The following is a 12,468-nucleotide window of genomic DNA, read 5'->3' as shown; positions in this document are numbered from 1 at the left end:
AATATTAACGTTTTGAGAATTGTGGTGCACGACGCGCGCCTTTAAGACCGTATTTTTTACGTTCTTTCATGCGAGAGTCACGAGTTAACAATCCAGCACGTTTAAGTCCTGGACGGTTTTCTGGATCTACTTCAAGCAATGCACGAGCAATACCGTGACGGATTGCGCCTGCTTGGCCTGTGTAGCCACCGCCTTTAACGTTTACCAAAACGTCATAGCTGTTTGTAGTTTCAGTTACCACTAGAGGCTGCTTCACAACTTCGCGAAGTGCTTCAAATGGAATGTATTCTTCGATTTTACGATCGTTGATAATGATGCGGCCTTCACCTGGAATCAAACGCACACGAGCAACGGAGCTCTTACGTCGACCAGTACCGTAATATTGTACTTGTGCCAATGTTATATCCTCCTTTTAAATTAACCGCGAAGTTCTAGAACTTCTGGTTTTTGTGCTTGGTGCGGATGTTCAGCTCCAGCATAAACGTTTAATTTTTTGCCCATTTGGCGACCAAGAGATCCTTTTGGAAGCATGCCTTTGATTGCTTGCTCCAACATTTTCTCAGGGTAGTTAGTTCTCATTTCAAGAGCAGTTCTTGTTTTCAATCCACCTGGGTGCATGCTGTGACGGTAGTAAATTTTGTCAGTTAATTTCTTACCAGTCAGTTCGATTTTAGATGCATTGATAATAATCACATGATCACCAGTGTCAACATGTGGAGTATAAGTTGGTTTGTGTTTACCTCTAAGAATTGAGGCTACTTCTGATGCAAGACGACCCAAAGTTTGACCTTCAGCATCGACAACGTACCATTTACGTTCTACATCACTAGCTTTCGCCATATACGTCGTACGCATTAATTTACCCTCCTAAAAATAATTCCTTGTTTTACATTTCAAAAATCCTTGTGGCTCTATCTAAACACGAAATAGTTTCCGGGGCTATTCTCGTGGTTTTAACATACCAAATGATATGATATACCGTTTTCGACCTAAAGTCAAGAAAATGTTACACCTGGATTAGTTGTTATGGCATAATCCACTTTCCACAGATATAATCCATGCCCCGGCGCTGTCTTTCCTGCCTGCACACGGTCCTTTGCAGCAAGGATCTTCTCCATCTCAGCAGGATCTCTTCTGCCGCTCCCAACCTCTAGAAGAGTCCCTGTCAGGATACGGACCATATTGTACAAAAAGCCATCGCCTATGAATTGTATCACCAATTCATCATCGTTGGTGTTGAAAATAATTTCCTCAACCGTTCGAACCCTATCAATCACCTCTGTTTTGGCGGAACAGAAGCTCGTGAAGTCATGCGTGCCCGTTAAAAGCTGAGCGGCTTCCTTCATTGCCTCTAAATCAAGCCGGTATGGATAATGATAGGCATAGTGGCGCAGGAAAGGATCACGCTCTTCCCTAAGACTGATTCGATAGCGGTATTCTTTACGGATGCTATTGAAACGGGCATGGAAGGCCGTATCAACCGGTATAACATCCAGAATGGAGATATCATCAGGCAGCATCGCATTTAAGGCCTTCTTCCAGCGCTCAGCCGGTATTCCGAGGGCAGAATCAAAATGCACTACCTGCCCGCGTGCATGCACACCTGCGTCCGTCCGTCCGGACGCAGCTATCCGGATTGCCTGTCCCTTATGAATCTTACTCAAGGCTTCTTCAACCTCAAGCTGGACGGTTCGTTTGCCCGGCTGCACTTGATAGCCGGCAAAGCCTGTCCCATCATAAGCCAATGTACATTTATACCTTTGCAGTGTCTTTTCCATTTATGATCGCGTCCATATTAGTAGTATCGTTAAGATAACAAGGGAGCCCATTAATAGAGTATCCCTCATATGCCAGGAGAGCGCTCTGTACTTTGTACGCCCTTCTCCGCCGCGATAGCCCCTTGCTTCCATAGCAACTGCAAGCTCTTCAGCACGCTTAAATGAGCCTACAAACAGCGGCACAAGCAATGGGACAACCGCCTGGAATCTCTCCTTCAGCGGTCCGCTGGAGAAATCCACACCCCTTGACGTCTGTGCCTTGACAATCTTATCCGTTTCCTCGAGTAAGGTTGGGATAAAGCGCAGGGAGATAGACATCATAAGTGCAAGCTCATGGACAGGGAATTTAACCTTCTTCAATGGGTTCAGCAAGGTCTCCATCCCATCAGTGATCTCAATCGGTGTGGTTGTCAGCGTCATGACGCTCGTAATGAGAATGAGCAGGGTAAAGCGCAGGGAGATAAAGACCCCCATCTTAATCCCTTCATCATATATATCCATCCCAAAGAGCGTGAAAACAACCTCTCCCCTCTTCGTAAAGAAGAGCTGGATAATCAACGTCAGGATTATAAGGAGGATAACCGGCTTTAAGCCTTGTATGATGAAGGAGGGTTTAATCTTTGTCAGGGCAATAACAATAAGCGTGAAAAGAATCAACAGCCCGTAGGATAACCAGTTATTCGCCAGAAAGACGATACAGATATAGATCAATACCATTAATAGCTTTGCCCTTGGGTCCATGCGGTGTATGACAGAATCCGATGGAACATAGCGTCCAATGATAAACTTGTCCATCATAGTTCGCCACCTCCGAGCACAGCTTTAATCTCTATCGCCAGCTCCTCCATCGACAGATGTCTCTTCGTCAATCGAAGGCCAGTCTTCTCTTCAAAGTCAAGCTGAAAACGAACAGTATCAGGCACAGCTAGTCCAAGTTCCATCAATTCTTCCGGCTCAGCAAAAATCTCAGAAGGGGGCGCCTTCTTAACAATTGTCCCCTTATTCATGATGACAAGTTCATCAGCATAGCGGGCTGCGTCCTCCATGCTGTGCGTTACGAGAATCGTTGTGATGCCTTTCTCCTTATGGAGCTTATAGAACATCTCCATGATCTCCTTGCGTCCTTTAGGGTCCAGCCCGGCTGTTGGCTCATCAAGAACGATGACCTCCGGCTCCATCGCAAGAACACCAGCAATCGCAACCCTTCTCATTTGCCCTCCTGATAAATCAAACGGAGATACATTCAGAAGGGACTCATGCAAGCCCACGAGCTCTAGCGCTGCCCTTGCCCTAGCTTTGGCTTCCTCTTCACTCACCCCAAAATTCATTGGCCCAAAGCAGATGTCCTTCTCAACCGTTTCTTCGAACAACTGGTGTTCTGGGAACTGAAAGACGATTCCGACCTGCTTACGAATGGCTTTTAGGTTCTTCATCTTCTTATCAGATGTTATCATTCGTTCCCCAATCGTAACCGACCCTTCCGAAGGCTTTAATAAGGCATTCAAATGCTGCAGCAGGGTAGACTTCCCAGATCCAGTGTGACCGATCACACCAATGAAGGAGCCAGAGGGGAATTCTACATTGATATCATGGATAGCCCTGAATTCAAATGGGGTACCCTCCTGATAAATATGTGCTACTTGTTTGAGCGATATTTGCATAGTTCATCCACCAGCCCTTCCTCAGTGATGTGATTGCTTACATCAAGCCCTTGCTCACGCAGGAGCTTGCCCATCTTCACAGAGAAGGGAATATCAAGTCCGAGCTTAATCAACTCTTCATCAAGAGCAAAAATCTCACTTGGTGTCCCTTCAGCAAAGATTTTCCCTTGATTAAGGACGATCATCCGATCTGCCCGTGCAGCCTCCTCCAAATCATGAGTAATGGAGATAACCGTTAAATTTCGGTCTGCCTTCAGCTGACGGATGGTCTCAAGCACCTCTGCTTTGCCCATCGGGTCAAGCATAGATGTTGCTTCATCCAATATGATGATGGACGGTCCAAGCGCTAGCACGCCTGCAATGGCTACACGCTGCTTCTGACCGCCAGACAAATGGTGCGGCTCTTGATTGAGAAAGCCATCCATGCGCACTTTTAAGAGCGCATCCTTAACCCGGCTTATCATGACTTCTCTTTCGATGCCGGCATTTTCCAAACCAAAAGCCACATCATCCACAACCGTCGTGCCGACAAATTGGTTATCGGGATTCTGAAAAACCATGCCAATTTGGCGTCTGATCTCCCATATATGCTCCTCGCTCATGTCCATATCGCCAACCTTGATCTTCCCTTCACTTGGGAAATTCAGGCCAATTAAAAGCTTGGCCAAGGTCGATTTACCTGAACCATTATGTCCTACAATGGCCAGCCATTCTCCCTCGACAACGGAAAAAGAGATGCCGTCAAGGGCTTTTCTGGTGCTAGTATCATATTGAAAGGATACATTGCTTACTTCTGCCAACAGTTTCCTCATAACTTCCTCCATACGCTTCTCTATTCTCTGCTCTTCTCATTATATAGCTTTCTCCACTGTTTGCTTAATTTTAGGTATAAAAAAACGCTGCACCCCCTTCCGACAAGACCAGAGGTCCTCGGAATTAAGAACAGCATTCACCTTATCTTAACCACACGCGGACAACATACGTTTTGTCCGCAAATAGGGGTGCAAGAGCTAGACATGCTAACATTCAGATCGTCACCTAAATGTGAGCTATATCGTAACGCTCCGTCGTTTTTTGGATTTTTCAGTAAATAAGCTTAAAAGCATAAGCGCAACGTACCGCTGCGCTTCATGCTATAGGCTTGTCAAAAAGAGAATCAGAAGAGAGGATGAACTCTCCCTTGATTTCACTTATTAAACTAACTCGATGATTACCATTGGTGCAGCGTCACCGCGACGTGGACCAATTTTCATGATACGAGTGTAACCGCCTTGGCGCTCTTCATAACGAGGTGCGATTTCAGCGAATAATTTTTGAACAGCATCTTGGCCAGACTCTTCGTTTGCAACTTCGTTACGGATGTAAGCAGCTGCTTGACGACGAGCGTGTAAATCTCCACGTTTGCCTAGAGTGATCATTTTCTCAACTACTGAACGCAATTCTTTCGCACGAGTTTCAGTCGTTTCAATACGTTCGTTGATGATTAAATCAGTAGCCAAGTCACGTAGCATAGCTTTACGCTGTGCACTTGTACGTCCTAACTTTCTGTATGCCATGAAAGTTTCCCTCCTTTAGGTGAAATACGGATTGTATCTTATCTTTTATTAGTCGTCTTTACGCAGGGAAAGACCTAATTCTTCAAGCTTAGCTTTCACTTCTTCAAGTGATTTACGGCCAAGGTTACGAACCTTCATCATATCTTCTTCTGTTTTATTGGCAAGCTCTTGCACCGTGTTGATGCCAGCACGCTTCAAGCAGTTGTAAGAACGAACAGAAAGATCAAGCTCTTCGATTGTCATCTCAAGTACTTTTTCTTTTTGATCTTCTTCTTTTTCAACCATGATTTCAGCATTTTGAGCTTCATCCGTTAAACCAACAAAGATATTTAAATGCTCAGTAACGATCTTAGCGCCGAGCGCAATCGCTTCTTTTGGACCAGTACTTCCATCAGTCCATACATCAAGAGTCAACTTATCGAAATTAGTCAATTGACCAACACGCGTATTTTCTACTTGATAAGTCATGCGGGATACTGGAGTGTAAATAGAGTCAATTGGTATTACACCGATTGGTTGATCTTCACGTTTGTTTTGATCAGCCGGCGTGTAGCCTCTTCCGCGTTTAGCCACTAAGCGCATGCGCAAGTGTGCTTTCTTGGATAGATGAGCAATGAGAAGATCCGGATTAAGGATTTCTACGTCACTATCATGTGTAATATCAGCAGCCGTTACAGCTCCTTCACCTTGAACATCAATTTCAAGGGTTTTTTCCTCATCGGAATAAATCTTCAATGCGAGCTTCTTGATATTTAGGATGATAGCTGTTACATCTTCTTCTACACCCTCAATAGTAGAGAACTCATGGAGTACACCATCAATTTGAATAGATGTAACGGCAGCACCAGGCAATGAGGATAATAGGATACGACGTAAGGAGTTACCCAGAGTTGTTCCATATCCACGCTCAAGTGGTTCAACGATAAACTTCCCATATTTTCCGTCTTCGCTGATTTGAACCGTTTCAATTTTTGGTTTTTCTATCTCGATCATTCAACAATACCCTCCTTCAAAACGTCGAAACCCCGGCTAGAAGAAGGTAGTGGTTTCGATCTAACCGAAATTCCCCAATATAGACTCCCGAATGTGCGCAACTTACTGATGACTTTCTTAAATAAGAAAACCTTTCTATTATCCCATTATAGACAGGGATATAAAATCTATTCAAACAAAATTACACACGACGGCGTTTTGGTGGGCGGCAACCATTATGAGGAACTGGAGTTACATCTTTAATAGCTGTAACTTCAAGACCAGCTGCTTGTAAAGCACGGATAGCTGCTTCACGACCAGAACCAGGTCCTTTTACAGTTACTTCTAAAGTTTTCATACCGTGTTCCATTGATGTTTTAGCTGCAGTTTCTGCTGCCATCTGAGCAGCGAACGGAGTTGACTTACGGGAACCTCTGAAGCCAAGTGCACCAGCACTAGACCAAGAAATCGCATTTCCGTGTGCGTCAGTAATAGTAACGATAGTGTTATTAAAAGTAGAACGAATGTGGGCGATACCAGATTCTACGTTCTTTTTCACGCGACGTTTGCGTGTATTCGTTTTGCGTGCCATGTCGACAAAACCTCCTCACTTATTATTTTTTCTTGTTAGCTACAGTTTTACGTGGGCCTTTACGAGTACGAGCGTTGTTTTTCGTGTTTTGTCCACGAACAGGAAGTCCTCTTCTGTGGCGAAGTCCACGGTAGCATCCGATTTCCATTAGACGTTTGATGTTAAGGGAAACTTCACGGCGAAGGTCACCTTCTACTTTGTAACCGTCGATGATTTCACGGATTTTGTTCAACTCGTCTTCAGTAAGATCGCGTACGCGAGTATCTTGAGAAACACCAGCTTCTGCAAGAACTTTTTCAGCAGTTGGTCTGCCAATACCGAAAATATAAGTTAAAGAAATAACAACTCGTTTGTCACGAGGAATATCTACTCCAGCAATACGTGCCATTTATATGCGCACCTCCTTTATTATTACCCTTGTTTTTGCTTATGCTTTGGGTTTTCACAAATAACCATTACTTTACCGTTTCTACGGATAACTTTACATTTTTCGCAGATTGGTTTTACTGATGGTCTGACTTTCATTGTTTTCCCTCCTTATAAAATGCGGAGTGCAACCGAGATTATTTAAAACGATACGTTATTCTTCCGCGGGTTAAGTCATAAGGAGATAGCTCAACCGTCACTTTGTCACCAGGCAGAATTCGAATGAAGTGCATTCTAATTTTGCCGGACACATGAGCAAGGACAGTATGGCCATTCTCTAATTCCACTTTAAACATAGCGTTTGGTAAAGTCTCAGTAACTGTACCCTCAACTTCAATAACATCATCTTTTGCCATTACAGTTCTTCTCCCTTCTTCTCTAGGCTTTTCAAAAAATATGTCAATGCGTAACGGAGTTTTCCGTTCGTGACGCGACCTGTTTCCCCTAAGCTATTCTCCACCTCAGGAGAATGAGCTTCATAAAAATGCAAATGAAGCATGTTCTTTCGCTTCGCGCGATCAAACTTACGCCTGTCACCGTCAGCGATCCAAACAAACTTTTCATCAGCAATTCTCACAACGATGGCATATTGATCTGTGTCCCTGCCTTGAGTGACACGCACAAATTGTCCCAACCGGGGAGATCTTTCCTCATGGATCAATCAAGATCACCTACAATTAAACTAACGTTAAGATTTCATAGCCTTCTTCGGTAATCGCAACGGTGTGCTCAAAATGGGCACAATTCCTGCCATCAACCGTGACCACCGTCCAGTTATCCGACAACGTCTGGACGTAGCGGCTGCCGGCATTGACCATTGGCTCCACACAAATCACCATTCCCGGCTTCAGCCTTGGACCTTTATTAGGCGGGCCAAAGTGCGGCAATTGCGGTGCTTCATGTAAGTCTTGACCGATTCCGTGTCCGACATACTCTCTTACTATAGAAAAGCCGTTTTCCTCGACATATGTTTGAATAGCATGTGAGATATTAGAGAGACGTTGGCCTGGCTTTATTTCCGAAATCCCCTTAAAAAGGGACGTTTCTGTTACTTGAAGCAGTCTCCTAGTATCATCATCGATTTCTCCAACAGGATAAGTCCATGCTGAATCACCGTGATAACCATTGAGCTTAGCGCCTATATCAATACTGATTATATCGCCGTCCTTCAATGTTTTTTTACCAGGAATGCCATGTACAAGCTCGTTATTAACGGATGTACAAATGCTGCCACGAAAACCATTATACCCTTTAAAGGACGGAATTGCACCATGTTTGCAGATAAACTCATCTGCGATTGCATCCAATTCCTTTGTAGTAATGCCAGGCTGAATATATTTTTGCAGCTCTTGGTGTGTGAGCGCAACTAAACGGCCGGCTTCACGCATGATCGCAATCTCGCGTGGGGTTTTACAAATGATCATCGAGACAAGCTCCCGAGCAGCTCTTCTATATCCGCGAAGACTTTATCAATCGGTTGCTGTCCGTCAAGATTTCGTAAATAACCTTTTCCTTCATAGAAGGTAATCAGTGGCTGCGACTGTTGAATGTTAACATCGAGACGGGTCTGAACCGTTGCCTCGTTGTCATCCGCTCTTTGGTACAACTCTCCCCCACAGCGGTCGCACACGCCTTCTTTGGCTGGAGGATTGAATACTAGATGGTAAGTAGCACCGCATGCCTTGCAGATGCGTCGGCCTGTCAAGCGCTCCATTAGTATGCTTTTATCTACTTCTATATTAATGACATAGTCTAATTGCCGATCCATTTCAGCGAGAAGCGCTTCAAGTGCTTCAGCTTGAGCAACTGTACGAGGGAATCCATCAAGCAAGAATCCTTTTTGGCAGTCATCCTTAGCTAAACGCTCGCGTACAATTCCGATGGTAACTTCATCAGGAACAAGCTCGCCTTTATCCATATAGGATTTCGCCTCAAGACCAAGCGGAGTTTCATCCTTCATTGCTGCCCGAAACATATCTCCAGTAGAGATATGAGGGATATGGTATTCTTCTACTATTCTTTCTGCTTGAGTGCCTTTACCGGCGCCTGGCAGTCCCATTAATACAAGATTCACACTTTTTCCCCCTAAACAATAATAGGCTTGGGGAGCATAAATGTCCCCGAAACCTTTTATTTAATAAATCCTTTGTAATGTCTCTTCACTAACTGTGATTCTAATTGCTTCATTGTATCTAAGGCGACACCTACTACAATCAGAAGACTTGTTCCGCCAATTTGGGCAGAAGACGGAAGGTCAGCCAACTTAGTAAATAGTACCGGAAGTATAGCAATAAATGCAAGGAATAGCGCCCCGACGAAAGTCAATCGGTACAATACGCGAGTAAAGTATTCCCGAGTGGCATTACCCGGACGAATTCCTGGTACATATCCTCCCTGCTTCTTCAAGTTCTCGGACAGCTGTTCCGGGTTAACTTGAATGAAAGCATAAAAATAGGAGAAAGCAATGATCAAAGCAATGTAGAGAATCATCCCAACCGGGCGAGTGTAATCAAATGTATTCGTGATCCACGTCGTCACACTGTTCTCTCCGAAGAAAGAGGCGATCGTCGGTGGAGTGATAATGAAGGAAACAGCAAAGATTACCGGTATTACACCAGCAGAGTTAACTTTCAAAGGCAAGTGAGTATTATGTCCACCAACCGGGCCTTTGCCAGCAACCTGCTTCGCATATTGGATAGGTACTTTTCTGTTTGCTTGCTGAATGAAGATAACTCCAACAATGATTGCGATGATTGCCAAAACAATCAAGACTGCAATAACAATGTTTAGGAACAGAGCATCACCAGCATCTTCGAACATTGTTGCATATACTTGGTTAAGTGTAGAAGGGATTGCGGAAACAATACCTGCGAAGATAATGATCGAAATCCCATTTCCAACACCATTAGATGTGATTTGTTCACCGAGCCACAATAAGAATGCGGTACCGGCTGTTAATACTGTTGCAATCAACAGATACGTCGTAATTCCTGGGTTTTCTATCAAAGCTCCATTAGCCATGTTGTTAAAACCGTATGACATACCGAGAGCTTGGATAAATCCAAGCACAATCGTTCCATAGCGGGTAAACTGAGCTAATTTACGCCGTCCAACCTCACCTTGCTTAGACCATTCAGCGAATTTAGGGACAACATCCATCTGCAAGAGCTGGATGATGATCGATGCCGTGATATACGGCATGATACCCATCGCTAAAATAGAAAAGTTGCTAAGAGCTCCGCCTCCGAAGAAGTTAAGAACTCCAAAAACGCTTAACTGATCGCTCATATTGAGTATCTCAGCATTCACACCCGGAACCGGGATGAAGGTGCCGATGCGATAAATTACTAGCATAGCAAGAGTGAAGAGAATTTTGTTCCTGATATCTTTCACTCGCATGAAATTACGTAATGTACGGAACATTAAATCACCTCAGTTTTACCGCCTGCGGCTTCAATCGCTTCTTTTGCAGCAGCAGAGAATTTATGAGCTTTTACAGTTAACTTTTTCTCTACGTTACCTTTAGCAAGAATTTTGATTCCTGCTTTTTCGCTTTTCACAACACCTGTTTCGATTAACAATTCAGGTGTTACTTCAGTACCATCTTCAAAGCGGTTAAGCTTTTCTAGGTTTACGGCTGCAAATTCTTTACGATGAATATTAGTGAATCCACGTTTTGGCAAACGTCTGAATAGAGGAGTTTGACCCCCTTCAAATCCAAGGCGAACACCACCGCCAGAGCGGGCATTTTGACCTTTGTGACCTTTAGTAGCGGTTTTACCGTGACCAGAACCAATACCGCGACCTACACGTTTGCGCGCTTTACGAGAACCTTCTGCAGGTTTTAATTCGTGAAGTTTCATGCTGGCACCTCCTTATATCAACGTTAGTTAGCATTAAATTTCTTTAACAGTTACAAGGTGTGAAACCTTGTTGATCATACCGCGAATAGCATCGTTGTCGTTATGCACTACAGTTTGGTGCATTTTCTTAAGACCAAGAGTATTCACTGTTACGCGTTGGTCTTCGGAACGGCCGATTAAACTACGCGTGAGGGTAATTTCCAATTTCTTTGCCATTTGATTTCCCTCCTTATCCTAACAGTTCCTCTACTGACTTACCACGCAATTTAGCCACTTCTTCAGCGGATTTCAATTGCTTGATACCATCAATAGTAGCACGAACCATATTGATTGGTGTGTTAGAGCCAAGAGACTTGGAAAGGATATCAGCAATACCTGCTAATTCAAGTACCGCACGAACTGGGCCACCAGCGATAACTCCAGTACCTTCAGAAGCTGGCTTCATTAGGATTTCACCAGATCCGAAACGTCCGATAACTTCGTGAGGAATTGTAACTCCAACCATTGGTACAGTCACCAAGTTTTTCTTCGCATCCTCGATAGCCTTGCGGATTGCATCAGGTACCTCTTGAGCTTTACCAGTACCGAATCCTACATGGCCGTTCTTATCTCCTACTACTACTAGAGCAGTGAAACGGAAACGACGTCCGCCTTTTACTACTTTAGCAACGCGGTTAACCGTAACTACGCGTTCTTCTAGTTCTAATTTATTTGGATCAATGCGACGCATCTAATATGTCCCTCCTTTATCTATTAGAATTGTAATCCGTTTTCACGTGCAGCATCTGCAAGTGCTTGTATGCGTCCGTGGTAAAGGTATCCTCCACGGTCAAAAACTACTTCGGAAACGCCTTTTTCTACAGCGCGTTTAGCGATTAATGCGCCAACTGCTTTAGCTGCATCCACATTGCTTGTGGCGTCAAGGCTAATTTCTTTATCAAGAGTTGATGCACTAGCCAATGTAACACCATTAGCATCATCAATAAGCTGTGCGTAAATGTGCTTATTGGATCGGAAAACATTCAAACGCGGACGAGCAGCAGTGCCAGCGAGCTTAGCGCGAACACGTGCATGTCTTTTCTTACGAGTAGCGTTTTTGTTAGCCTTCGTGATCATTTACGACACTCCTTTCCTAAGCTTTAGGGCCTTACTTACCTGTTTTACCTTCTTTACGACGAACATGTTCGCCTTCGTAACGAATACCTTTACCTTTGTAAGGTTCTGGTGGACGTACATCGCGGATGTTAGCAGCTAATGCGCCAACACGCTCTTTGTCAGTACCTTTGATGCTAATTTTTGTGTTAGCAGGAACTTCGATTTCAATTCCTTCTTCTGGTTCGATCTCTACTGGGTGAGAATATCCTACATTCAATACAAGCTTTTTACCTTGTTTTTGAGCACGATATCCGACACCAATCAACTCAAGGTTTCTTTCGAATCCTTTAGAGACACCTTCAACCATGTTTGCGATAATAGCGCGTGTAGTTCCGTGCAATGAACGATGAAGCTTCTCATCGCTTGGACGGTTTACAACTACGTTGTTATCTTCTACTTTAATTTCGATATCAGAGTGAAAAGTACGAGTCAATTCACCTTTTGGTCCTTTAACAGTTACTGTAT

At 44.0% G+C, this 12,468-nt stretch carries 21 protein-coding genes; all 21 read right to left on the bottom strand.

The window, feature by feature from the left end; all coding sequences use genetic code 11:
* Nucleotides 1–4: 4 nt before the first annotated feature.
* A complete protein-coding gene (gene rpsI, locus ACI35L_RS07910; RefSeq protein WP_049672514.1) occupies nucleotides 5–397 on the bottom strand; it encodes a 30S ribosomal protein S9 in 393 nt (130 codons plus the stop codon).
* 20 nt (nucleotides 398–417) lie between these two features.
* Nucleotides 418–855 (bottom strand): 50S ribosomal protein L13, encoded by a 438-nt coding sequence (rplM, locus tag ACI35L_RS07905; protein WP_049672515.1) that lies wholly within the window; start codon nucleotides 853–855, stop codon nucleotides 418–420.
* Between the two features lie 140 nt (nucleotides 856–995).
* The gene (truA, locus tag ACI35L_RS07900; RefSeq protein ID WP_439802614.1) at nucleotides 996–1,778 is read right to left on the bottom strand and encodes a tRNA pseudouridine(38-40) synthase TruA; all 783 of its coding nucleotides are present in this window, start codon (nucleotides 1,776–1,778) and stop codon (nucleotides 996–998) included.
* Entirely contained in the window at nucleotides 1,779–2,576 is a 798-nt protein-coding gene (locus tag ACI35L_RS07895; RefSeq protein WP_439802613.1) for an energy-coupling factor transporter transmembrane component T family protein, read from the bottom strand.
* Nucleotides 2,573–3,439 (bottom strand): energy-coupling factor ABC transporter ATP-binding protein, encoded by an 867-nt coding sequence (locus ACI35L_RS07890; protein WP_049672517.1) that lies wholly within the window; start codon nucleotides 3,437–3,439, stop codon nucleotides 2,573–2,575. Before ACI35L_RS07890 ends, ACI35L_RS07895 begins: the two co-directional genes overlap by 4 nt.
* Entirely contained in the window at nucleotides 3,415–4,251 is an 837-nt protein-coding gene (locus ACI35L_RS07885; RefSeq protein ID WP_049672518.1) for an energy-coupling factor ABC transporter ATP-binding protein, read from the bottom strand. Before ACI35L_RS07885 ends, ACI35L_RS07890 begins: the two co-directional genes overlap by 25 nt.
* Before the next feature lie 381 nt (nucleotides 4,252–4,632).
* A complete protein-coding gene (rplQ, locus tag ACI35L_RS07880; protein WP_049672519.1) occupies nucleotides 4,633–4,995 on the bottom strand; it encodes a 50S ribosomal protein L17 in 363 nt (120 codons plus the stop codon).
* Nucleotides 4,996–5,043: 48 nt separating this feature from the next.
* On the bottom strand, nucleotides 5,044–5,988 hold the full coding sequence (locus tag ACI35L_RS07875) for a DNA-directed RNA polymerase subunit alpha (RefSeq protein WP_049672520.1): 945 nt from the start codon (nucleotides 5,986–5,988) through the stop codon (nucleotides 5,044–5,046).
* 181 nt (nucleotides 5,989–6,169) lie between these two features.
* Complete coding sequence (gene rpsK / locus ACI35L_RS07870; protein ID WP_049672521.1) at nucleotides 6,170–6,559, bottom strand: 30S ribosomal protein S11; 390 nt, start codon at nucleotides 6,557–6,559, stop codon at nucleotides 6,170–6,172.
* Between the two features lie 22 nt (nucleotides 6,560–6,581).
* On the bottom strand, nucleotides 6,582–6,947 hold the full coding sequence (rpsM, locus tag ACI35L_RS07865; RefSeq protein WP_049672522.1) for a 30S ribosomal protein S13: 366 nt from the start codon (nucleotides 6,945–6,947) through the stop codon (nucleotides 6,582–6,584).
* Nucleotides 6,948–6,970: 23 nt separating this feature from the next.
* Nucleotides 6,971–7,084 (bottom strand): 50S ribosomal protein L36, encoded by a 114-nt coding sequence (rpmJ, locus tag ACI35L_RS07860; RefSeq protein WP_017473641.1) that lies wholly within the window; start codon nucleotides 7,082–7,084, stop codon nucleotides 6,971–6,973.
* A 38-nt stretch (nucleotides 7,085–7,122) separates the two neighbouring features.
* The gene (gene infA / locus ACI35L_RS07855) at nucleotides 7,123–7,341 is read right to left on the bottom strand and encodes a translation initiation factor IF-1 (RefSeq protein ID WP_040372572.1); all 219 of its coding nucleotides are present in this window, start codon (nucleotides 7,339–7,341) and stop codon (nucleotides 7,123–7,125) included.
* Nucleotides 7,341–7,646: a KOW domain-containing RNA-binding protein gene (locus ACI35L_RS07850; RefSeq protein ID WP_049672523.1), complete on the bottom strand. Its 306-nt coding sequence runs from the start codon at nucleotides 7,644–7,646 to the stop codon at nucleotides 7,341–7,343. Before ACI35L_RS07850 ends, infA begins: the two co-directional genes overlap by 1 nt.
* A gap of 16 nt (nucleotides 7,647–7,662) precedes the next feature.
* Complete coding sequence (map, locus tag ACI35L_RS07845; protein ID WP_049672524.1) at nucleotides 7,663–8,409, bottom strand: type I methionyl aminopeptidase; 747 nt, start codon at nucleotides 8,407–8,409, stop codon at nucleotides 7,663–7,665.
* Nucleotides 8,406–9,059, bottom strand: coding sequence for an adenylate kinase (locus ACI35L_RS07840; RefSeq protein WP_049672525.1), 654 nt, complete (start codon nucleotides 9,057–9,059; stop codon nucleotides 8,406–8,408). The genes map and ACI35L_RS07840 overlap by 4 nt, the downstream gene beginning before the upstream one ends.
* Before the next feature lie 56 nt (nucleotides 9,060–9,115).
* Nucleotides 9,116–10,408, bottom strand: coding sequence for a preprotein translocase subunit SecY (gene secY, locus ACI35L_RS07835; protein WP_049672526.1), 1,293 nt, complete (start codon nucleotides 10,406–10,408; stop codon nucleotides 9,116–9,118).
* Nucleotides 10,408–10,848 carry a 50S ribosomal protein L15 gene (gene rplO, locus ACI35L_RS07830; RefSeq protein ID WP_049672527.1) on the bottom strand — a complete coding sequence of 147 codons (441 nt, stop codon included), beginning with the start codon at nucleotides 10,846–10,848 and terminating at the stop codon, nucleotides 10,408–10,410. The genes secY and rplO overlap by 1 nt, the downstream gene beginning before the upstream one ends.
* Before the next feature lie 33 nt (nucleotides 10,849–10,881).
* Nucleotides 10,882–11,064, bottom strand: a complete 183-nt coding sequence (gene rpmD / locus ACI35L_RS07825; protein WP_049672528.1) for a 50S ribosomal protein L30 — start codon at nucleotides 11,062–11,064, stop codon at nucleotides 10,882–10,884.
* 13 nt (nucleotides 11,065–11,077) lie between these two features.
* Nucleotides 11,078–11,578 (bottom strand): 30S ribosomal protein S5, encoded by a 501-nt coding sequence (gene rpsE, locus ACI35L_RS07820; RefSeq protein WP_049672529.1) that lies wholly within the window; start codon nucleotides 11,576–11,578, stop codon nucleotides 11,078–11,080.
* Between the two features lie 23 nt (nucleotides 11,579–11,601).
* The gene (gene rplR, locus ACI35L_RS07815; protein ID WP_049672530.1) at nucleotides 11,602–11,964 is read right to left on the bottom strand and encodes a 50S ribosomal protein L18; all 363 of its coding nucleotides are present in this window, start codon (nucleotides 11,962–11,964) and stop codon (nucleotides 11,602–11,604) included.
* A 31-nt stretch (nucleotides 11,965–11,995) separates the two neighbouring features.
* The coding region (gene rplF, locus ACI35L_RS07810) for a 50S ribosomal protein L6 (RefSeq protein ID WP_439802612.1) at nucleotides 11,996–12,468 on the bottom strand (473 nt) is incomplete at its 5' end.

Source organism: Pradoshia sp. (assembly GCF_051873915.1).
GTDB lineage: Bacteria > Bacillota > Bacilli > Bacillales > Pradoshiaceae > Pradoshia.
Note: the sequence above shows the minus strand (reverse complement) of the source record. Positions and strands in the feature narration are given on the sequence as shown.

Coding starts and splice junctions, on each gene's coding strand:
- rplM (WP_049672515.1), bottom strand. CDS start 855: ATGCGTACGACGTATATGGCGAAAGCTAGTGATGTAGAACGTAAATGG.
- truA (WP_439802614.1), bottom strand. CDS start 1,778: ATGGAAAAGACACTGCAAAGGTATAAATGTACATTGGCTTATGATGGG.
- ACI35L_RS07895 (WP_439802613.1), bottom strand. CDS start 2,576: ATGATGGACAAGTTTATCATTGGACGCTATGTTCCATCGGATTCTGTC.
- ACI35L_RS07890 (WP_049672517.1), bottom strand. CDS start 3,439: ATGCAAATATCGCTCAAACAAGTAGCACATATTTATCAGGAGGGTACC.
- ACI35L_RS07885 (WP_049672518.1), bottom strand. CDS start 4,251: ATGAGGAAACTGTTGGCAGAAGTAAGCAATGTATCCTTTCAATATGAT.
- rplQ (WP_049672519.1), bottom strand. CDS start 4,995: ATGGCATACAGAAAGTTAGGACGTACAAGTGCACAGCGTAAAGCTATG.
- ACI35L_RS07875 (WP_049672520.1), bottom strand. CDS start 5,988: ATGATCGAGATAGAAAAACCAAAAATTGAAACGGTTCAAATCAGCGAA.
- rpsK (WP_049672521.1), bottom strand. CDS start 6,559: ATGGCACGCAAAACGAATACACGCAAACGTCGCGTGAAAAAGAACGTA.
- rpsM (WP_049672522.1), bottom strand. CDS start 6,947: ATGGCACGTATTGCTGGAGTAGATATTCCTCGTGACAAACGAGTTGTT.
- rpmJ (WP_017473641.1), bottom strand. CDS start 7,084: ATGAAAGTCAGACCATCAGTAAAACCAATCTGCGAAAAATGTAAAGTT.
- infA (WP_040372572.1), bottom strand. CDS start 7,341: ATGGCAAAAGATGATGTTATTGAAGTTGAGGGTACAGTTACTGAGACT.
- map (WP_049672524.1), bottom strand. CDS start 8,409: ATGATCATTTGTAAAACCCCACGCGAGATTGCGATCATGCGTGAAGCC.
- secY (WP_049672526.1), bottom strand. CDS start 10,408: ATGTTCCGTACATTACGTAATTTCATGCGAGTGAAAGATATCAGGAAC.
- rplO (WP_049672527.1), bottom strand. CDS start 10,848: ATGAAACTTCACGAATTAAAACCTGCAGAAGGTTCTCGTAAAGCGCGC.
- rpmD (WP_049672528.1), bottom strand. CDS start 11,064: ATGGCAAAGAAATTGGAAATTACCCTCACGCGTAGTTTAATCGGCCGT.
- rpsE (WP_049672529.1), bottom strand. CDS start 11,578: ATGCGTCGCATTGATCCAAATAAATTAGAACTAGAAGAACGCGTAGTT.
- rplR (WP_049672530.1), bottom strand. CDS start 11,964: ATGATCACGAAGGCTAACAAAAACGCTACTCGTAAGAAAAGACATGCA.